Source organism: Streptomyces sp. TAA204, assembly GCF_000424965.1.
Genome location: NZ_AUKW01000004.1, coordinates 364,108 through 384,449, shown reverse-complemented (window position 1 = coordinate 384,449; position 20,342 = coordinate 364,108). Strand labels below are relative to the sequence as shown.

The 20,342-nt window shown below is 72.4% G+C and carries 18 protein-coding genes; 9 read left to right on the top strand and 9 right to left on the bottom strand.

Annotated features, from left to right (window positions below):
- The first annotated feature begins 288 nt into the window (after positions 1–288).
- Positions 289–768, top strand: a complete 480-nt coding sequence (locus tag H343_RS29950; protein ID WP_158679543.1) for a hypothetical protein — start codon at positions 289–291, stop codon at positions 766–768.
- A 105-nt stretch (positions 769–873) separates the two neighbouring features.
- On the opposite strand, the gene H343_RS0110040 is transcribed toward H343_RS29950, so the two are convergent.
- The 3 genes from H343_RS0110040 to H343_RS0110030 all read right to left on the bottom strand — a co-directional run bounded on the left by H343_RS0110040 (position 874) and on the right by H343_RS0110030 (position 4,706).
- Positions 874–2,589 (bottom strand): phospho-sugar mutase, encoded by a 1,716-nt coding sequence (locus H343_RS0110040; protein WP_028431020.1) that lies wholly within the window; start codon positions 2,587–2,589, stop codon positions 874–876.
- Positions 2,590–2,672: 83 nt separating this feature from the next.
- On the bottom strand, positions 2,673–3,491 hold the full coding sequence (locus tag H343_RS0110035; RefSeq protein ID WP_028431019.1) for a purine-nucleoside phosphorylase: 819 nt from the start codon (positions 3,489–3,491) through the stop codon (positions 2,673–2,675).
- A gap of 777 nt (positions 3,492–4,268) precedes the next feature.
- Positions 4,269–4,706, bottom strand: a complete 438-nt coding sequence (locus H343_RS0110030) for a gamma-glutamylcyclotransferase (protein WP_028431018.1) — start codon at positions 4,704–4,706, stop codon at positions 4,269–4,271.
- 128 nt (positions 4,707–4,834) lie between these two features.
- Here H343_RS0110030 and H343_RS0110025 point away from each other — a divergent pair, with 128 nt between their 5' ends.
- On the top strand, positions 4,835–6,313 hold the full coding sequence (locus H343_RS0110025; RefSeq protein WP_028431017.1) for an NAD(P)H-quinone dehydrogenase: 1,479 nt from the start codon (positions 4,835–4,837) through the stop codon (positions 6,311–6,313).
- A 157-nt stretch (positions 6,314–6,470) separates the two neighbouring features.
- A complete protein-coding gene (locus H343_RS0110020) occupies positions 6,471–7,430 on the top strand; it encodes a DeoR/GlpR family DNA-binding transcription regulator (RefSeq protein ID WP_028431016.1) in 960 nt (319 codons plus the stop codon).
- An 81-nt stretch (positions 7,431–7,511) separates the two neighbouring features.
- Here the strand turns inward: H343_RS0110020 and H343_RS0110015 are convergent, their stop codons facing one another.
- Positions 7,512–9,284: an ATP-binding protein gene (locus H343_RS0110015; protein WP_028431015.1), complete on the bottom strand. Its 1,773-nt coding sequence runs from the start codon at positions 9,282–9,284 to the stop codon at positions 7,512–7,514.
- 419 nt (positions 9,285–9,703) lie between these two features.
- Here H343_RS0110015 and H343_RS29945 point away from each other — a divergent pair, with 419 nt between their 5' ends.
- On the top strand, positions 9,704–10,141 hold the full coding sequence (locus tag H343_RS29945) for a hypothetical protein (RefSeq protein ID WP_037903134.1): 438 nt from the start codon (positions 9,704–9,706) through the stop codon (positions 10,139–10,141).
- Positions 10,142–10,224: 83 nt separating this feature from the next.
- Here H343_RS29945 and H343_RS0110005 read toward each other — a convergent pair whose 3' ends face one another.
- From H343_RS0110005 to H343_RS0109990, 4 genes are all read right to left on the bottom strand, one after another.
- Positions 10,225–10,872 carry a Maf-like protein gene (locus H343_RS0110005; protein WP_028431014.1) on the bottom strand — a complete coding sequence of 216 codons (648 nt, stop codon included), beginning with the start codon at positions 10,870–10,872 and terminating at the stop codon, positions 10,225–10,227.
- Between the two features lie 63 nt (positions 10,873–10,935).
- Positions 10,936–11,064: a morphogenic membrane protein MmpB gene (mmpB, locus tag H343_RS35870; RefSeq protein ID WP_486586846.1), complete on the bottom strand. Its 129-nt coding sequence runs from the start codon at positions 11,062–11,064 to the stop codon at positions 10,936–10,938.
- Positions 11,065–11,233: 169 nt separating this feature from the next.
- Positions 11,234–11,479 (bottom strand): acyl-CoA carboxylase epsilon subunit, encoded by a 246-nt coding sequence (locus tag H343_RS0109995; RefSeq protein WP_051264897.1) that lies wholly within the window; start codon positions 11,477–11,479, stop codon positions 11,234–11,236.
- A gap of 13 nt (positions 11,480–11,492) precedes the next feature.
- On the bottom strand, positions 11,493–13,100 hold the full coding sequence (locus tag H343_RS0109990; protein ID WP_028431012.1) for an acyl-CoA carboxylase subunit beta: 1,608 nt from the start codon (positions 13,098–13,100) through the stop codon (positions 11,493–11,495).
- 201 nt (positions 13,101–13,301) lie between these two features.
- On the opposite strand from H343_RS0109990, the gene H343_RS0109985 reads away from it, so the two are divergent.
- The 5 genes from H343_RS0109985 to hutH all read left to right on the top strand — a co-directional run bounded on the left by H343_RS0109985 (position 13,302) and on the right by hutH (position 19,946).
- Positions 13,302–14,258, top strand: coding sequence for a biotin--[acetyl-CoA-carboxylase] ligase (locus H343_RS0109985; protein WP_028431011.1), 957 nt, complete (start codon positions 13,302–13,304; stop codon positions 14,256–14,258).
- A 354-nt stretch (positions 14,259–14,612) separates the two neighbouring features.
- Positions 14,613–15,749: an adenylate/guanylate cyclase domain-containing protein gene (locus H343_RS0109980; protein ID WP_028431010.1), complete on the top strand. Its 1,137-nt coding sequence runs from the start codon at positions 14,613–14,615 to the stop codon at positions 15,747–15,749.
- Positions 15,750–16,035: 286 nt separating this feature from the next.
- The gene (locus tag H343_RS0109975) at positions 16,036–16,845 is read left to right on the top strand and encodes an enoyl-CoA hydratase-related protein (protein WP_028431009.1); all 810 of its coding nucleotides are present in this window, start codon (positions 16,036–16,038) and stop codon (positions 16,843–16,845) included.
- A 146-nt stretch (positions 16,846–16,991) separates the two neighbouring features.
- On the top strand, positions 16,992–18,281 hold the full coding sequence (locus tag H343_RS29940; protein WP_078505318.1) for a GGDEF domain-containing protein: 1,290 nt from the start codon (positions 16,992–16,994) through the stop codon (positions 18,279–18,281).
- A gap of 117 nt (positions 18,282–18,398) precedes the next feature.
- A complete protein-coding gene (gene hutH / locus H343_RS0109965; RefSeq protein WP_028431008.1) occupies positions 18,399–19,946 on the top strand; it encodes a histidine ammonia-lyase in 1,548 nt (515 codons plus the stop codon).
- On the opposite strand, the gene H343_RS33555 is transcribed toward hutH, so the two are convergent.
- Positions 19,919–20,272, bottom strand: a complete 354-nt coding sequence (locus H343_RS33555) for a hypothetical protein (protein ID WP_051264896.1) — start codon at positions 20,270–20,272, stop codon at positions 19,919–19,921. The genes hutH and H343_RS33555 overlap by 28 nt on opposite strands.
- Positions 20,273–20,342 lie beyond the last annotated feature (70 nt).

Below are 20,342 nucleotides of genomic sequence, written 5' to 3'. Positions count from 1 at the left end.
CCGGCGGGGGCTTCGCAGCGTGTCCGAAGCCCCCGCCGGGTCTCCGCGTACTGCGGTACTGCGGTCGCTCAGCGCGGTTTCCCCACGGCCGGGGCCCGGCGGCATCAGCCGCCCGGTCCCGGCCGTACCGCGTCCGCACGGCTGCAGGAGCCGGGCCGTTCCCGCTTCACTCGCGGCGCGGGACGGGAGGTGGCCGCGGAGGCCATGTTGTGCCGCGCAGGCCGGGCGGGTGGGATGGGTGGCGGGCCCGGGAACTCCGGGTTCGCCGAGCGAGACCGGGGTGAGGGCATGAGTCAGTACGCACGGCACGGCAGCGGGCCCGTCAGGGAGTGGCGCAATCGCGTGACCGCACCATGGATGCTGATCAGCGGTGGCCTGTGCGCCGTGACCTTCCTCGTCCTGACGGCGCTGTTCAGCGACCGCTGGTTCGTCTTCCTCGTGGCGCTCGCCGGATCGGCCGTCCTGCTCGGCGTGGGCGCGGTCGAGGTGACCGTGAACAGCCGCCATGTGATGGTCCGTTCCATTGCCGTGCCGCCGCTGCGCCGCCGCATTCCGCTCACGCGCATCACCGGCGCCTCGTCGAAACGGACACGCCCGATGCAACTGGGCGGCTGGGGCTACCGCTGGCAGCCAAGGCGTACGGCGGTCTCCCTGCGGGCCGGCGACGCGGTGTGGCTCCAGCTCGAGAACGGCAGGGAGTTCGTCATCACGGTCGACGACGCGGCCCGCGCGGCCCAGGCGGTCAACGACAACCTTGCTCGCGCGTAGCCCGACGGAAGCTGACGCTCTGAACAGCCGTGCGGCCCCAGCAGCGCCGAACCGGCTGTTCCCGAGGAGGCCGGGCCGAAGGGGTGCCGTGAAGCAGTCGCGGCGTCAGACGCCCGCCGTCGCGCCGAGGTCTGCCTTCAGCTCGGCCAGCACCGACGCCGCACGCGCACGGACGTCCCCGAGTGCCGCCTGGTCGCGGACCGGAAGCACGGCCTCCAGGTAGCACTTGAGCTTGGGCTCGGTGCCGCTGGGACGCACCACCACCCGCGCCTTCTCCACACCCGAGGCAGGGTCGCCCGCGAGCTGGTAACGAAGACCGTCGGTGGGCGGGAGCGCCTCGGTGCCCGCGCTCAGATCCTCCGCGGAGATCACGGCGAGACCGGCGAGCGAGGCCGGAGGGCTCGTGCGGAGGCGTTCCATGGCGGAGGTGATCAGCGAGAGGTCCTCGACACGTACCGAGAGCTGGTCGGTCGCGTGCAGCCCGTGCCGCACGGCGAGGTCGTCGAGCAGGTCGGTCAGCGAACGGTCGGCCTGCTTGAGTTCGGCGGCCAGCTCGGCGATGAGCAGCGCGGCCGTGATGCCGTCCTTGTCGCGTACGCCGTCGGGGTCGACGCAGTAGCCCAGCGCCTCCTCCCAGCCGTAGCGCAGACCCTCCACACGGGCCAGCCACTTGAAGCCCGTCAGCGTCTCCTCGTACGGCAGGTCCGCCGCAAGGGCGATCCGCGAGACCAGGGAGGAGGACACGATCGTCGTGGCGAACGTGCCGCGCGCCCGCTTGTGCACGAGATGAGTGGCGAGCAGCGCACCGACGTCGTCGCCGCGCAGCATGCGGAAGCCGCTGCCGGCCTGCTCGTCGGGAACGGCGACGGCGCAGCGGTCGGCGTCCGGGTCGTTGGCGATGACGAGGTCGACAGGGCCGGAACTGGAGGCCGTCTCGCGGGCCGTGGCGAACGCGAGATCCATCGCTCCCGGCTCCTCCGGGTTGGGGAAGGAGACGGTGGGGAAGTCCGGATCGGGTTCGGCCTGTTGACGTACCGGGACGGGATCGGGGAATCCCGCCCGCCGGAAGGCCGCGTGCAGGGTGCGGGAGCCGACGCCGTGCAGCGCCGTGTGCACGACCCGCACGTCGCGCGGTGAACCCTCGGTCAGCGCGGCACCCGTACGGGCCAGATAGCGCTCGACGACGTCCTCGTCCAGCACGTCCCAGCCGGAGCCGGGCCGCGCCACACCCGCGATCGGGCCGACCGCGTCGATCCTCGCCGCGATCTCGGCGTCCGCGGGCGGGACGATCTGCGAGCCGCCGCCCAGGTACACCTTGTAGCCGTTGTCACGGGGCGGGTTGTGGCTGGCGGTGACCATCACGCCCGCCACCGCTCCCAGCCGGCGGATCGCGAAAGCCAGCACCGGTGTGGGCAGCGGGCCCGGCAGCAGCGCCGCGCGCAGGCCCGCGCCGGTCATGACGGACGCGGTCTCGCAGGCGAAGTCGTAGCTCTTGTGGCGCGCGTCGTAGCCGATGACGACGAGGCCGGGACCGGAGTCCCCGCCCGGGCCTCCGCCTGCCGCGCCCTGGCCGCGCAGATAGGCCGCGAGTCCGGCCGCCGCGCGGATCACGACGGAACGGTTCATCCTCATCGGGCCCGCGCCCAGTTCGCCGCGCAGCCCGGCCGTACCGAACTGGAGCGTGCCCGAGAAGCGGGAGGCCAGTTCCTCGCGGTCCTCGACCTCGATGAGCTTTGCGAGCTCCTCGCGCGTCTCCGGATCGGGGTCCTCGGCCTGCCAGGCCCTGGCGCGGGCGGTCAGCTCCGTCACATCGTCCTGCACGAGTGTCGCCTCTCTCTCACGTGTGCCGCGGCCGTCGGGAGCGGGGTACCGGCGCCCTGGACCCCGGCCTGCCCGGTACCCGCTCAGATCCGACCGAGCACCTGTGCCAGCAGCGAACCCATCCGTGCGGCCGAATCACGGCCCGCCTGGAGCACTTCCTCGTGGTTGAGAGGTTCACCCGTCATGCCCGCGGCGAGATTCGTCACCAGCGAGATGCCGAGGACCTCCGCACCCGCCTCGCGGGCGGCGATCGCCTCCAGCACGGTGGACATGCCGACAAGGTCCCCGCCGATGGCGCGGACCATGCCGATCTCGGCGGGCGTCTCGTAGTGCGGGCCGGGCAGCTGCACGTAGACACCCTCTTCGAGGGAGGAGTCGACCTCCTGGCAGAGGGTGCGCAGACGGGGGGAGTAGAGGTCGGTGAGGTCGACGAAGTTGGCGCCGACGATGGGGGAGGTGGCGGTCAGATTGATGTGGTCCTTGATGAGCACGGGCTGGCCCGTGACCATCCCGCCGCGCAGGCCGCCGCAGCCGTTCGTCAGCACGACGGTCTTGCAGCCCGCGGCGACGGCCGTACGGATTCCGTGCGTGACCGCCGCGACACCGCGGCCCTCGTAGAGATGGGTGCGGCCGAGGAAGACCAGCACCCGCTTGTCCCCCAGCTCGTGGGAACGCACCGTGCCCGCGTGGCCCTCCACCGCGGGCTCGGGGAAACCGGGCAGCTCCGTCACCGGGAACTCGGACTCGGGCGTCCCGAGCGCGTCGGCGGCGGGCACCCAGCCGGAACCCATCACAAGGACAACGTCGTGGCTGTCCGTGCCGGTCAGCTCCCGCAGCCGCCCGGCGGCGGCATCGGCGGAACGGTACGGATCATCGGCGGTGTTCGAGGCTGAAGCGTTCACGCGATGAGCGTAGCCTGTAACAGCCTACGCGCGTAGACGGACCAAGGGAATATCGCGGAATCCACACAAGCGTTCGCGCTTGCGGGTTCGCGGCTGCGCCGGTGCCGGTGTGCCGGTGTGCCGGTGGTGGGTGCGGGGGTGTGCCGCTGCGGGATGGATGTCCGGACGGCATGATTTTCGGCCCGGCCCCGGAACATCGAGGCCGAGCCCTTTTTCGCCGGGCCGCAAATCACTTCCCCTGGCTTCGCCGGGGAGACCCCAAGGTGTCCGGACACCCACCCCTCCGCGTCCCACCCCCTCCCGTGCGTCGGCCGCTCTCCCTTGTCACTCCCACCGGGACCCCGCCCGCGGGGCGTCCCCTCCGCGTCCCACCCCCTCCCGTGCGTCGGCGGCTCTCCCCCCGGGGGCCGCTCCACCCGCACGCGGGGAAGCCGGTGACCGTTCAGGGGCGCGGAGTCAGGTACGCACACCGGCGCCCCTCCGGACGGCGAAGCGCGCAGTGTGCGAGGGCACGGCCGACCGGGTCCGCACCGGAGTCGAGGGCAGCCGGGGAACGGGCGGGAGGGGGCGGGACGCGGAGCGGGTGGCTCCGGGACACTCAAGCATGATTTGCGGCCCGGCGTTGGTGAGCTTCGCCCTCGATGTTCCGGGGCCGGGCCGAAAATCATGCCGTCCCGGAGTCACGCGCGCAGCGGCACGCCCCCGCACCCACCACACACCCCGGCGCACCCCGCACCCACCACCGCCGGACACGGCACCCGGCACCCCGCAATCAGCTCAGCAGGGCCGCTTGCGGATCTCCATCACGTAGTCGTGCGGCGCCCCCGCCGCCTCCGCCGCGTCCGCGATGTCGCCGAGGTAGCGGGCCGAGGGCAGCCCGCCCTCATAACCGTCGAGGACGTAGCACCAGGCCGTCGCCTCGCCGTCGAGCGTGTGCACGCGCAGCCGGCTGCGTCGGTAGATGCCGAGGCTCACGCCCTCCCAGCGGTCCATGGACTCCTCGTCCATGGGTGCGATGTCGTAGAGAGAGACGAAGACCTGTGCTCCCACGTCCTCCACCACCGTGGCAAGCGCGCCTTCCCAGCCCATCTGCTCGCCGCCGAAGGTCAGGCGCCAGCCGGTGACCCAGCCCGTGCCGCGCTGCGGGGAGTGCGGGGCGCGGCGCGACATCAGCCGCGGATCGAGGTTCGCGGCGTAAGCGGCGTAGAGCGACATGACGACGAGGGTACGGGAGTTCGCTGCCGGGGCGGCGGTGGCGAACGCGGTGGCGGTGGGTCGCCCGCGGAGGTCCCGGGAGGCTCCCGGAGGGGGCACCGGCGGCGCCGGGAGGCGAGTGCGGGACAATGGGGTATGTGACTCGGATCGTGATCATCGGTGGCGGACCGGGCGGCTATGAGGCCGCCCTTGTGGCGGCGCAGCTCGGGGCGGAGGTGACCGTCACCGACTGCGACGGTCTGGGCGGCGCGTCGGTGCTGACCGACTGCGTGCCGTCGAAGACCCTCATCGCGACCGCCGAGGTCATGACGAACTTCGACTCCTCCTACGAGGAGCTGGGCATCCGCGTCGAGGACAGTACGCACGACCCGGACGACCCGGCCCGCGTCGTCGGCGTCGATCTGGGCAAGGTCAACCGCCGTGTGAAGCGGCTGGCGCTCGCGCAGTCGCACGACATCGCCGCGTCCGTGACGCGCGCGGGTGTGCGGGTGCTGCGGGGCCGTGGCCGGCTGGAGCCGGCGCAGGGGCCGGGCGGTTCGCGGGAGGTCGTGGTCACGCCGACGGGGGAGGCCGCCGGCGGAGCCGGAGGAGCTCCGGCTCAGGAGGAGCGGCTCACCGCCGACGCGGTGCTGATCGCGACGGGCGGCCATCCGCGTGAGATCCCGGACGCGCAGCCGGACGGTGAGCGGATCTTCAACTGGAAGCAGCTCTATGACCTGGAGGAGCTGCCGGAAGAGCTGATCGTCGTGGGTTCCGGTGTGACGGGTGCCGAATTCGCCGGTGCTTACCGGGCGTTGGGCTCGAACGTCACGCTCGTCTCGTCGCGGGACAGGGTGCTGCCGGGTGAGGATCCGGATGCGGCCGCGGTGCTGGAGGACGTCTTCCGGCGCCGTGGCATGAACGTCATGGCACGTTCCCGCGCCGCCTCCGCCAAGCGTGTGGACGATCACGTGGAGGTGACCCTCCAGGACGGCCGCACCATCACCGGAAGCCACTGCCTCGTCGCGGTCGGCGCGGTGCCGAACACGGCGGACATGGGGCTGGAGGAGGCCGGCGTCCGGCTGAAGGAGTCCGGGCACATCTGGACCGACAAGGTCTCCCGTACGTCCGCTCCGGGTGTCTACGCGGCCGGTGACTGCACGGGCGTCTTCGCGCTCGCGTCGGTCGCGGCCATGCAGGGGCGCATCGCGATGTACCACTTCCTGGGCGAGACGGTCACGCCGCTCAACCTCAAGGCCGTCTCCGCGAACGTCTTCACCGACCCCGAGATCGCGACCGTCGGCTACAGCCAGGCCGATGTGGACAGCGGCCGGATGGACGCCTGGTGCGTCAAGCTGCCGCTGCTGCGCAATCCGCGCGCGAAGATGCAGGGCATCCGGGACGGCTTCGTGAAGCTGTTCTGCCGTCCGGGCACGGGGATCGTCGTGGGCGGGGTGGTGGTGGCGCCGCGTGCGAGTGAGCTGATCCATCCCATCTCGGTCGCGGTCGACAACAACCTGACGGTGGGGCAGATCGCGAACACCTTCACCGTGTATCCGTCGCTGACCGGGTCGATCGGCGAGGTGGCGCGGCAGTTGCACACACGGAAGACGGCCGAGGACGCCTGAAACCGGCTGGGTGGTTTGTCCAGTTGGTCCCATAGCATGTCGCAAGTCCGTTCATGGACAACTTCCAGTTATCGACGGAAACTGCTGAAACCAGACGGCCGTTGGCGTTACTGTCAGTTCTGTGTTCGCTGCAGAACGTCGTCAATTGATCCTGGAAATGGTGCGTGCCAACGGAGCGGTTTCGCTCCGGGAGCTCGCCCGCGTCGTCCAGACCTCCGAAGTCACCGTGCGCAGAGACGTGCGGGCGCTGGAGGCAGAAGGACTGCTCGACCGCCGGCACGGCGGTGCGGTCCTGCCGGGAGGCTTCACCCGGGAGTCCGGTTTCCCGCAGAAGTCGCAGCTGGCGACCGCCGAGAAGACGGCCATCGCCGACCTCGCCGCGGGTCTCGTCTCGGAGGGTGAGGCAGTCGTCGTCGGTGCCGGTACGACGACGCAGGAGCTGGCGCGCAGACTCGCCCGTGTGCCGGGGCTGACGGTGGTGACCAACTCGCTGCTGGTCGCCCAGGCGCTGGCGCACGCCAACCGCGTCGAGGTGGTGATGACGGGCGGCACCCTGCGTGGCTCGAACTACGCGCTGGTCGGCAGCGGCGCCGAGCAGTCCCTCCAGGGGCTGCGCGTCTCCCGCGCCTTCCTCTCCGGGAGCGGGCTCACGGCGGAGCGCGGGCTCTCGACGTCCAACATGCTCTCGGCGAGCGTCGACCGGGCGCTGGTGCAGGCGGCGTCGGAGGTGGTGGTGCTGGCCGACCACACCAAGCTGGGCACGGACACGATGTTCCAGACGGTCCCGACGGACGTCATGACGCGGCTGGTGACGGACAAGCCGCCGCCTCAGGACGACCGCGCGGGCACGGAGTTGCAGGCCCTGGCCGACCAGGGTGTGCAGATCACCGTGGCCGGGCTGACACCCTCGGGCGGTGCCGAGTCCACGCCGGTGCAGCGCGGCGGCGGTGGCGGTGAGAAGGCCCGCCGGGACGTGCCGATGCCCGGCCAGCGGCGCAACCACCCGCAGGGGGGCGGTGGAAGCCCGGCACCTCCGCAGCTGCGCGGCTCGCATGCCCTGCCCGAACAGTCGCCGGCCGGGGGGCGTGTGGCGGATCTGGCTCCACGGCGCCGCTGAACGGGCGTCCACCGGGGGGCGGTTCGCCGTCCGCGGCGGCGGTCCGCGCCGAACTCGCCGCGGACGGGGTCCGTCGAGGTGTCAGTCCTTGATCTCGCAGATGACGGTGCCCGCCGACAGCGAGCCGCCGACCTCGGCGTGCAGGTCCTTGACGGTGCCGGAGCGGTGGGCGTTGAGAGGCTGTTCCATCTTCATCGCCTCCAGTACGACGACGAGTTCGCCCTCCTCGACGTGCTGGCCCTCCTCCACGGCCACCTTCACGATGGTGCCCTGCATCGGGGAGGCCAGTGCGTCGCCGGACGCCGCACTGCCTGCCTTCTTGGACGCCTTGCGCTTGGGTTTCTTGCTCCCGCCGCCCGCCGGCGCCGCGGAGACGCCGAGGGAGGAGGGGAGGGAGACCTCCAGGCGCTTGCCGCCGACCTCGACGACGACGGTCTCGCGGGTGGCGTCCTCCTCGTCCGTCTCGGAACCCGTGGCCGCGAAGGGCTTGATGTCGTTGACGAACTCCGTCTCGATCCACCGGGTGTGGACGTCGAACGCGGCGTCGGGGCTGCCGTTGACCTCGGGGGCGAAGGCCGCGTCCCGCACGACGACGCGGTGGAAGGGGATGGCGGTGGCCATTCCTTCGACGGTGAACTCCTCCAGCGCGCGTGCGGCGCGCTGGAGCGCCTGCTGCCGGGTGGCGCCGGTGACGATCAGTTTGGCCAGCAGGGAGTCCCAGGCGGGGCCGATGACGCTGCCGGACTCCACTCCGGCGTCCAGCCGGACGCCGGGGCCGGACGGCGGGGCGAAGGTGGTGACGGTTCCGGGCGCGGGCAGGAAGTTGCGGCCGGGGTCCTCGCCGTTGATGCGGAACTCGAAGGAGTGGCCGCGCAGTTGCGGGTCGTCGTAGTCCAGGGCCTCGCCGTCGGCGATGCGGAACATCTCCCGTACGAGGTCGATGCCGGTGACCTCCTCGGTCACCGGATGCTCGACCTGGAGGCGGGTGTTGACCTCCAGGAAGGAGATCGTGCCGTCCTGGCCCACGAGGAACTCGCAGGTGCCGGCGCCGGAGTAGCCCGCTTCCTTGAGGATCGCCTTCGAGGCGCGGTACAGCTCGGCGTTCTGCTCGTCGGTCAGGAAGGGGGCGGGTGCTTCCTCGACGAGCTTCTGGTGGCGGCGCTGCAGAGAGCAGTCGCGGGTGGAGACGACGACCACGTTGCCGTGCTTGTCGGCCAGGCACTGTGTCTCCACGTGCCGGGGACGGTCCAGGTAGCGCTCCACGAAGCACTCGCCGCGGCCGAACGCGGCCACCGCCTCCCGTACCGCCGAGTCGTACAGCTCCGCGACCTCGTCCAGCGAGCGGGCGACCTTCAGGCCGCGGCCGCCGCCGCCGAAGGCGGCCTTGATGGCGATGGGCAGCCCGTTCTCCTCGGCGAACGCGACGACCTCGTCGGCGCCGGAGACGGGGTCCTTCGTGCCCGCGACCAGCGGGGCACCGGCACGTTCCGCGATGTGCCGTGCGGCGACCTTGTCGCCGAGGCCGCGGATTGCCTCCGGCGGAGGCCCGATCCAGGTCAGGCCCGCGTCGAGGACGGCCTGGGCGAACTCGGCGTTCTCGGAGAGGAACCCGTATCCGGGGTGGACGGCGTCCGCGCCGGAGTCGGCGGCCGCCTTGAGGACCTTGTCCATGTCGAGGTAGCTGGCCGCCGGAGTGTCACCGCCCAGCGCGAATGCCTCGTCGGCCGCCCGGACGTGCAGCCCGTCCCGGTCCGGCTCGGCATAGACCGCGACGCTGGCGATCCCCGCGTCCCGGCAGGCGCGGGCGACGCGAACAGCGATTTCGCCGCGGTTGGCGATGAGCACCTTGCGCACGATGACTCCCTACTTGGCGCTGCGCCGCAACAAGATTGACGTGATGAGTTTAGGTACAGGCGACACCGCAGGCCGAGTCGCTCATGGGCGTGAGCTTGCCCACACGGAGTGTGACGTGCGGGCGACCCGGCCCGGGGTGTTCCCTGTCATCCCAAGGTACGCCGGGTTTTCGGCGCAGCCTGCGGATCGGTGCATGTGGGCAAGGTCTCCGCGTGCGACCGCACGCCGGATCGCCCGGTCTTTGTGGGGTTCCTATGAACCACGGGGGCAAACTTTGCTTCGCGTCGATCCTCTTGCCCGGTGTGATACCCGTAAGTAGCGTTCGCGGTGCGATGGAGACGTACTCCAGGTAACGGACAACATCGGTCCGGGCGGCGGGAAATCGGAAGAGGGTGGGCGGGGTGGGACTCAGACGAACCGTGGCTGCGGCCGCGGCGCTGATACTTGCCGTCGAGGCGGTCGGCATCGTTCTGCTGAACATCTTTCTCGGCATGGTCGTGGACGCGCAGCAGATGTCCATGGCAGGGCTCGAACCCCGCTCGATGTCCCTCTCGGCGGTGGTCGCGGGCGCCCTCTTCGGTGGCTATCTGCTGCTGTGCGCGGGGGTGTTGCTCCGTACCGCCGTACGCGACAGGGCGCCGGCCGGGCTGCTGCGCATCGTCCTCATCAGTGCCGCCGTGGTGCACGGCCTGCTCGGGGCGGCCTCGGTCGGACTGGTCGGCTGGGTCGCGTTCCTGTTCATGATGCTCGTGCTGGGGCTGATCGTCTGGTCGCTGGTGTGTTACAGCGTCGACGAGTCGCCGGCGAAGGAGACTTCGCCGGCCGGCGTGCCGGGCCCCGAGCCCACCGCGACGTAGTCCCGCGGGGGTCCGTCGCGCTGCCGTGGGCCCGACGGCCCGCGCGGCGGCGGACGTTCGTTCGCGCGGGGGCGGACGGAGGTTCACGCCCACAGGTCGGTGACGGTCACTCCCAGCTGTGCGAGGAGCCTGCGCAGCAGCGGCATCGACAGCCCGATGACGGTGCCGTGGTCCCCGTCGATCCCGTCGACGAAGGGTGCGGAGCGTCCGTCGAGGGTGAACGCGCCCGCGACGTGCAGGGGTTCACCCGAGGCGACATATGCGGCGATCTCCGCGTCCGTCGGTTCGCCGAAGTGCACGGTGGTCGCGGAGGTCGCCGAAGTGCGCGTGCCCTCCCGTACGTCGATGACGCAGTGGCCCGTCTGCAGCACCCCGGAGCGTCCCCGCATCGCCTTCCAGCGGGCGGTGGCCTCCTCCGCGTCTGCGGGCTTGCCCAGCGGCTGCCCGTCCAGCTCCAGCACCGAGTCGCAGCCCACCACGAGCGCGTCCGCCGCCTCCGGACGGGCCGCCACCGCCGCGGCCTTCGCCTCCGCCAGCACCCGTGCCAGCGCACCGGGGTCCGGGGCCGTCAGCGCGTCCTCGTCGACTCCGCTGACGATCACTTCGGGCGCCAGCCCTGCCTGCCGCAGCAGCCCCAGACGCGCGGGGGAGGCGGAGGCGAGGACGAGCCGGCGGCCCGTGGACGGGGAGGAGGGCCGGGACTGCGAGGGGCGTGCGGGCTGAGAGGTCATGCCGCCATCGTAGGGAGGCTCCCCGGCCGCGAGAGCGCCGCACGGCATCGCGGGCGCCCGCGTTCAGCGAACGTTGACGAGCACGAGCGAGGCCACGACGGTGACGGGCAGCAGCCAGCCCAGCCGCCGCAGCATCGCCATGGTCGCGCGCATCTGGTTCGGCGGCTCGTCAGGGGGGTCGGACAGCAGCATGACGTCCATGCTGCTGCGCCGGCGCGGCGCGGCGCCTGAGTACGCGTACTCATTCGCGCCTTCCGGCACCGCCCGGTGGACGGTGCCGGAGCCGGGCGGTGCCGCAAGGCGGCGTAACCGAAGTGACGGACGTGACGCGGCCGGACGTCCCGTGACGGGACCGGCGGTGTCAGGCGGGCCAGTAGCTCGTACGCCACGCCTTCGGCCCCGGGTGCGGCAGCCGCCGCGGCACCGTACGGGCCGGGTCCGACCACTCGTCGGCGGTCCGGGACGCCGGTCCGCCGGAGACCATCGCGGCCGCCGCCCGTGCTCTGACCACCGCCAGGGCCGCGGCCAGCTCCTCCGGGGTCGGATTGCCCCGCACCACCTTGATCGGCGGGAACGGAGGGTTCTCCCCTGTCGTGGGCTCAAGCATCGCAACGGCCTCCTTACAGCGGGATGTTGCCGTGTTTCTTGGGGGGAAGCTGCTCTCGCTTGGAGCGGAGCGTGCGAAGACCGCGCGTGATGTGGCGGCGGGTCTCGGACGGCATGATCACAGCGTCCACGTACCCGCGTTCGGCAGCGGAATACGGGTTCAGCAGCGCGTCCTCGTACTCCTGTGTCAGCTCCGCCCGCAGCTTCTCGCGTTCCTCGCCGGACTCGGCACCCGCGAGCCGCTTGCGGTACAGGATGTTGACGGCCCCCTGGGCGCCCATGACCGCGATCTGGGCGGTGGGCCAGGCGAAGTTGAGGTCGGCGCCCAGATGCTTGGACCCCATCACGTCGTAGGCCCCGCCGAACGCCTTGCGGGTGATGACGGTGATCAGCGGCACCGTCGCCTCCGCGTAGGCGTAGATCAGCTTGGCGCCGCGCCGGATGATGCCGTCGTACTCCTGGTCGGTGCCCGGCAGGAAGCCCGGCACGTCCACGAATGTGATGACGGGGACGTTGTAGGCGTCGCAGGTGCGCACGAAGCGCGCCGCCTTCTCGCTGGCGTCGATGTTCAGGCAACCCGCGAACTGCATCGGCTGGTTGGCGACCACGCCGACCGAGTGGCCCTCGACCCGCCCGAAGCCCGTGATGATGTTCGGCGCGAACAGCGCCTGCGTCTCCAGGAATTCGCCGTCGTCCAGCACGTGCTCGATGGCGGAGTGCATGTCGTAGGGCTGGTTCGCGGAGTCCGGGATCAGCGTGTCCAGCTCGCGGTCGTCGTCCGAGGTCTCCAGATCGGCGTCCTCGGGGAAGACCGGCGGCTCCGAGAGGTTGTTGGACGGCAGGTAGGACAGCAGCGCCTTGACGTACTCCACGGCGTCCTTCTCGTCGCCCGACATGTGGTGGGCGACGCCGGATGTCGTGTTGTGTGTACGGGCGCCGCCCAGCTCCTCGAAGCCGACGTCCTCACCCGTGACCGTCTTGATCACGTCCGGACCCGTGATGAACATGTGCGAGGTCTGGTCCACCATCACGGTGAAGTCGGTGATGGCGGGGGAGTAGACGGCGCCGCCGGCGCAGGGGCCGACGATGAGGCTGATCTGGGGGACGACACCGGAGGCGTGCACGTTCCGGCGGAAGATCTCCGCGAAGAGCCCGAGTGCCACGACCCCTTCCTGGATGCGTGCCCCGCCGCCGTCGTTGATGCCGACGACCGGACAGCCGTTCTTCAGCGCGAAGTCCATGACCTTGACGATCTTCTCGCCGTACACCTCGCCGAGAGAGCCGCCGAAGATGGTGAAGTCCTGTGAATAGACGCACACCGGACGGCCGTCGACCGTGCCGTAGCCGGTGACGACCCCGTCCCCGTAGGGGCGGTTGTTCTCCAGGCCGAAGTTGGTGGAGCGGTGCCGGGCGAACTCGTCCAGCTCCGTGAAGCTGCCCTCGTCCAGCAGCAGATCGACCCGTTCGCGTGCGGTGAGCTTGCCCTTCGCGTGCTGTTTCTCCACCGCGCGCTCGGAGCCCGCGTGCGTCGCCTCAGCAGCGCGGCGCTCGAAATCCGCGATCTTGCCCGCGGTCGTGTGGCGCTGCTGATCGTCGGGGGCTGGGCTCTGCTGCTCGGACATCAGCGTGCGGCTCCTACTCGTCAGCGTGCGGCTACCGGTTCGTAGGCTATCCGTGAAGCGGCCGTTCGTCGGTGCGGCGTTGGCCACACTGCCGGCGCCGCCTCCGTACTCGCCCGCCTCCCGGCCGGCACCCGCCGGGGAACTCCGCCGTGCGGTCACGCCGCGCACGCGGTGTGCCCGCCGCCGCCCTACCCTGGCGCCATGACGCCGAACCCGTCCGAGGACTCCTCAAGCCGCTGGTCCGACCTCAGCCGCCCGCCGCTCAGCGCTCCTTCGCTGCGCCGAGCCCTGATCAGGCAGGACAGTCTGTGGACGTCGCTGGAGGTGGTGGAGAGCACGGGCTCGACCAACTCCGACCTGGCGCAGCGGGCGCGTGAGGGGACCGCGCGGGAGGGCGCCGTACTCGTCGCGGAGGAGCAGACCGCCGGCCGGGGCCGCATGGACCGCGAGTGGACGGCACCGGCGCGCTCCGGGATCTTCGTCTCCGTCCTGCTGGAGCCGCGGGTGCCGCAGGAGCGCTGGGGCTGGCTGCCGCTGCTCGCGGGGGTGGCGGCAGCGGCTGCCATCGCCCGGACGGCGGGCGCGGACGCCCGGCTGAAGTGGCCCAACGACATCCTCATCGAGACCGAGGGCGAGGAGCGCAAGACGGGCGGCGTCCTCTCCGAGCGCACGGCGCTGCCCTCCCGGGCGCAGGCCGCGGGGGCCCGGACGGGACAGGCGGGGGAGGCGGCTGAAGTTGCCGGGGCCGGGGACGGTGACGCCGCGGTCGTCCTCGGCATCGGGCTCAACGTCTCCCAGCGCGCCTTCGAACTGCCCGTGCCCACAGCGGGATCGCTCGTGCTCGCGGGCGCCGCCGGCACCGACCGCGACCCCCTGCTGCGTGCCGTGCTGCGCTCGGTCGAGGACTGGTACGGCCGCTTCAGCTCCGCGGACGGCGACCCGCTCAGCAGCGGTCTGCTGGAGGCGTACGCGGCGGTGTGCGGGACGCTCGGCCGTACCGTGCGGGCGGAGCTGCCCGGCGGGCGGGAGGTGACCGGTGAGGCGGTGGCGGTCGACAGCGATGGGCGGCTGGTGATCGCGACGGAGGACGGGGTGCAGCGGCCCGTCGCGGCGGGCGACATCGTGCATCTGCGGGGGCACGGCGGCACGGGGGCGTGAGAGTGGCGCGGGGCGGCGGCACACCGGTGATCCGCCGGGGCGGTGGCCGCGAGTTGTCGCTGCGTTCGCAGAGGGACCAGTTCAGCGCGCTGCTGCCGTATTGTGGGCACGCGGCGGAGGGGACGCGTGCGCAGCGCGTCCCGGTGATCCCCGGAGGATCCGGGCAAGAGAACGGAAGGGCAGTGCGCAGGGACGAGCGGACCTGGCGAGGGGCGGACAGTGGCCGACGATGAACCGGACACTCCCGCGCGTCCGTCCGGGCCGCAGCCGGCACCGGAACCCGGGCCGGGGGACGTACCGCGCACGGCGGAGGCACCGCGTACAGCGGAGGCACCGGGCGCCCCGCTCCGTCCGGTGGACCCGGCGGGACGGGCGAAAGCCCCCCGGGAGGACGTCCCCGACGACGCGGAAGGCGCGGACGCCCCGGAAGAAGGCACCGGCACCGGTGACCACGAGCCGGCCGACGCCCTTGAGGGTTCCGACGACGACCACAGCGCGCAGCGCATCGAGGAGCTCATCCTCGGCTCCGGCCGGCAGTACACGCCGTTCCAGGCGGCCCGCGCCGCAGGCGTCTCCATGGAGCTCGCCTCCCGTTTCTGGCGGGCCATGGGCTTCGCCGACGTGGGGCAGGCGCGGGCGCTGACCGAGGCGGACGTACTGGCGCTGCGCCGGCTGGCGGGCCTTGTGGAGGCCGGGCTGCTCAGCGAGACGACGGCCGTGCAGGTCGCACGGTCGACCGGGCAGACGACCTCCCGCCTGGCCGACTGGCAGATCGACTCCTTCCTGATGGGCCTCACCGAGCCTCCCGAGGCCGGCATGAGCCGTAACGAGGTCACATATCCGCTGGTGGAGCTGCTCCTGCCCGAGCTGCAGGAGTTCCTGGTGTACGTGTGGCGGCGGCAGCTCGCCGCGGCGACGGGCCGGGTCGTGCAGGCGCTGGACGACGAGGACGCCGTGGCACGGCGGCAGGCCATCGCCTTCGCCGACCTGGTCGGCTTCACGCGGCTGACCCGCCGGCTGGAGGACGACGAACTGGGCGAGCTGGTCGAGGCGTTCGAGACGACGGCCGCCGATCTGGTCGCCGCGAACGGCGGCCGTCTGATCAAGGCGCTCGGCGACGAGGTGCTCTACGTTGCCGAGACGGCGGGGACGGCCGCGGAGATCGGGCTTCGGCTGATCGAGACCATGGCGAACGACCAGACGATGCCCGAACTGCGCGTCGGCATCGCCTTCGGCACGATGACGACGCGCATGGGCGACGTCTTCGGCAACACCGTCAACCTCGCCAGCAGGCTGACGTCGATAGCGCCCAAGGACCGTGTCCTCGTCGACGGCGCATTCCGGTCGGAGCTGATCGCGGCGGGCGACGCTCCGGAGTCGGAGAAGGAGACCGAGGACCTGAGCGGGTACCGCTTCGCGCTCCAGCCGCTCTACCAGCGGCCCGTGCGGGGGCTTGGCGTCGTCGAGCCGTGGATGCTCGGCCGGCGCTGAGACCGCCCCGCGTCCCCGCGCCTCCGCGTCCCGGAGCCTCCACTCCTCCGTGCCTGCGCTGTTCCCGCCTCACGTCGTTCGCCCGCCGTCCCGGACTTCCCGCCACCGCGCTCTCCCGCCTCCGCAGCCCCGCGCGTCCGGTCCTGTCACCGTGCTCACTGCCTTCCCCGCACCGGTCAACGGCCCTGCGCGAGGGGCGCGGTGACCGCCCGGCGCCGCTCGTCCCACCGTGCTGACCGTAAGGTTGCCCGCGACAGTGGTGAGCGAGCGTTAACCGGAGGGTCGTATGAGCACGGTGAGCGAAGAGCGCTACGGCGAGTGGATCGTGGTCCGCAAGGACGCCGGCAACCACGTCGCCGAACTCGTGCTGGACCGCCCCGGCGCCATGAACGCGGTCTCCGCCGAACTCGCCGCCCGTCTCGCCGAAGCGTGCGCCGCCCTTGCCGCCGACAGCGACGTACGCGCCACCGTGCTCAGCTCGACGCACGAGCGGGCGTTCTGCGTCGGCGCCGATCTCAAGGAGCGCAACTCCCTGAGCGACGCCGAGCTCAGCCGCCACCGTCCGACGGCACGCGCCGCCTACACCGGGGTGCTGGAGCTGCCGATGCCGACCATCGCCGCCGTGCACGGTTTCGCGCTCGGCGGCGGGTTCGAACTCGCCCTGTCCTGCGACCTGATCGTGGCCGACCCCAGCGCCGTCGTCGGGCTGCCCGAGGTGTCGGTGGGGGTCATCCCGGGCGGCGGCGGCACACAGCTGCTGCCCCGCAGGGTGGGTGCGGCCCGCGCCGCCGAGCTGATCTTCTCCGCGCGCCGGGTCGAGGCGTCCGAGGCGCGTCAACTCGGCCTGGTGGACCAGCTCGCCGGAGCCGGACAGGACAGGGACGAGGCGCTCGCACTGGCCGCCCGCATCGCCGCGAACTCACCCGTCGGGCTGCGCGCGGCCAAGCGTGCCCTGCGCACGGGCTGGGGCATGGACCTGCGTGCGGGCCTGGAGATCGAGGACGCGGCCTGGCGCGGTGTCGCCTTCTCCGGCGACCGCACCGAGGGAGTGGCCGCCTTCAACGAGAAGCGGAAGCCGCAGTGGCCCGGTGAGTGACGGGGCGGCGGGCCCGTAAGGCCGGCGACAGCGGGGCCCGGGCCGCGGACCGCCGCCCCACGGCGGCGGTCCATGGAGCCCGCCTCGGGCGGCGGCCGGGAGCAACCCACCCGGCGGGGCGGGCCGAACGCTCCTAGCCTGGCCACATGGGAGAGGACCCCCGGCTGCGGGCAGTGGTCGAGCTGGCGCAGGCCATGGCCACCGCGCAGCGCTTCCTTGAGGCGCACCCCCGGCAGCCCACGCACCGCGAGGTCGCTCGGGCGGCGGCCGTACGGGCGTGCGCCGCGATGGACGCCACGTTCGCCGCCGTCTCCGCCTGGGACCGGGCGCGCGGACGGCTGGACGTGCTGGTCAACGTCGGGGAGCTCGCCGTGGGGGAGAGCGAGTTCCCCGAGGACGAGTCCTACCCGGTGCACGACTTCCCGGAGATCACCGAGCCGCTGCGTGAGCGGTGGGCCCTGGACGGCAAGGACGAGCCGCAGGCGTGGGTCGAGACGGCCGAACCGCGGCACGGTCTGCCCGAGGGGCCGCCGTCCCATCCGCGGGCGGCCGCGCTGCGCCGCCGCGGCCGGGGGTGCTGCGTGGTCGCACCGATCGTGCTGCACGGCCGTGCCTGGGGGGAGCTGTACGTGGCCCGCGGAAGGGGCGGGGCGGTCTTCGACCGCTCCGACGCGCACTTCGCCGCGATACTCGCCGAGATCATCGCCGCGGGAATCGCCCAGAACGAGCAGCTGGAGGAGGTACGGCGTCTCGCCTTCACCGACCAGCTCACGGGCCTGGCCAACCGCCGCGCCATCGAGGGGAAGCTGGAGGACGGCCTGGAGCGGCACCGCGAGGACGGTTCCGTCGTCAGCCTCGTCGTCTGCGACGTCAACGGACTCAAGCGCGTCAACGACGAACTCGGCCACGCCGCGGGCGACCGGCTGCTGGAGCGCTTCGGGATGGTGCTGTCGCTGTGCGGCGCGACGCTGCCGGGGGCTCTGGCGGCGCGGCTGGGCGGTGACGAGTTCTGCCTGCTGACGGTGGGCCCCGACGCCGACGAGGTCGTACGGGCCGCCGAGGAGGTCTGCCGCAAGGCGTGCGGCCTGCCCGCCGGGGACGGGGTCGCGTGCGGCGTCGCCTCCACGGGTGACCCGATCGGCCCCGTGCGGTCTCCCGCGCGGCTCTTCCGGCTCGCCGACGCCGCGCAGTACCGCGCGAAGGCGGCACGGGCGCGCAAGCCCGTGGTGGCCGGGCGCGACGGGGGCGTCGCGGACCCGGTCGTCCGGCTCGCCGACGCCTCGGAGGCGGAGGAGGCAGCCCAGGCGCCGCCCGTGGGCGACCGTCGCCACTTCCGCCGCCACTTCCGCGGCGACGGCGCGGACCCGGCGGACGCGGCGGACCCGCCGCACCCGCCCGGCACCCCGCCCCGGGCGGACGGCCGCTCCACGGGGTGAGATTCGCGGGGTGAGATCCGCGGGGTGAGAGGGGCCGCGTACGCCTCGCGCGCTGTGTTCGGCGGCACCCGGTCGTGACAGGAATCGATTCACTCTTTAGGGTGCCTGAATATGAGTATGCACACCGTGGTGCTGGGCGACTCCGGCACGAGCCCCGAGGACGTCGTCGCGGTCGCCCGGGACGGCGCCCGAGTGGAGCTGTCGGCACAGGCGCTGGCCGCACTGGACGCCTCTCGCCGCCACATCGAGGAGCTGGCGGCCAAGCCGGACCCCGTCTACGGCGTCTCCACCGGGTTCGGCGCACTCGCCGTGCGCCACATCAGCCCCGGCCTGCGCGCACAGCTCCAGCGCAACATCGTGCGCTCGCACGCCGCCGGCATGGGCCCCCGCGTGGAGCGCGAGGTCGTGCGCGCCCTGATGTTCCTGCGGCTGAAGACGCTCGCCTCCGGGCGTACGGGCGTACGGGCCGAGGTCGCCCGGTCGATGGCGGAACTGCTGAACGCCGGGATCACGCCCGTCGTCCACGAGTACGGCTCACTGGGCTGCTCCGGCGACCTCGCACCCCTCTCCCACTGCGCACTGACCCTGATGGGCGAAGGGGACGCCGAGGGACCGGACGGCGGTCTCGCGCCCGCCGCCGAACTGCTCGCGGCGCACGGCATCACCCCCGTGGAACTGCGCGAGAAGGAAGGGCTGGCACTCCTCAACGGGACCGACGGCATGCTCGGAATGCTGATCCTCGCCTCCGCCGACCTCGCGCGCCTCTTCACCTCCGCCGACATCACGGCCGCGCTCACCATGGAGGCCCTGCTGGGCACCGACAAGGTGCTCGCGCCCGAGCTGCACGCCATCCGCCCCCACCCCGGCCAGGCGGACTCGGCCGCCAACATGCTGAAAGTGCTCGCCGGTTCGGGACTCACGGGTCACCATCAGGACGACGCCCCCCGCGTCCAGGACGCCTACTCGGTACGCTGCGCCCCCCAGGTGGCGGGCGCCGGGCGCGACACCCTCGCGCACGCCCGTACGGTCGCCGGGCGCGAGCTGGCCGCCGCCGTCGACAATCCGGTCGTGCTGCCCGACGGACGCGTCGAGTCCAACGGCAACTTCCACGGCGCACCCGTGGCCTATGTACTGGACTTCCTCGCCGTCGCCGCGGCCGATCTGGCCTCGATCGCGGAGCGCCGTACCGACCGCCTGCTGGACAAGAACCGTTCGCACGGTCTGCCGCCCTTCCTCGCCCACGACGCCGGCGTCGACTCCGGTCTGATGATCGCGCAGTACACCCAGGCGGCGCTGGTCAGCGAGATGAAGCGGCTGGCCGTCCCCGCCTCCGCGGACTCCGTCCCCTCCTCGGCGATGCAGGAGGACCACGTCTCCATGGGCTGGTCCGCCGCGCGGAAACTGCGCACGGCCGTGGGCAACCTGACCCGTGTCATCGCCGTCGAGCTCTACACGGCCGCGCGTGCGGTGGAACTGCGCGCCCAGAGCGCCAGGTTGACGCCGGGGGACGCGGCGGGGGCGATCGTGGCCGCGCTGCGCGAGGCCGGTGTGCAGGGCCCGGGCCCGGACCGCTTCCTCTCGCCGGACCTGGCGGCGGCGGAGGAGTTCGTGGGGACCGGGGCGCTGGTGCGTGCGGCTCAGTCGGTGACGGGCGAACTCGTCTGAGAGGCGCACGCGGCGCCACGGCGGCGCGCGCGGAGGGCCAAGGCGCCGCCGGTGCCCGCGAGTACGAGACAGCCGAGGGCGGCCGGGGTGCCGAAGCCGCCGTCCTCGCCGGACGGTGCCGCCGTGCCGGCCCCCTGCGGGGCCCGCCCGGCGCCGTGCGCGGCGGCCGGCGTCACCGCCTGCCGGGCGTGCGCACCCGTACCGCCGTCCGGACTGGCGTTCGCCGAGGGGACGAACCAGAGAGCGCACAGCAGCGCGCCTGCCGCGGTGGCCGTCACCAGGGAGCGGTGGCGTGCCGGCGCGGTGTCGGGTCCGGCTGCGGACACGGAGAGGGCCCCTTCCCGGTCGACGGCTGGGTCAGCCGTGAACTGTCGGCGAGGGAGCCGATGTTATAGA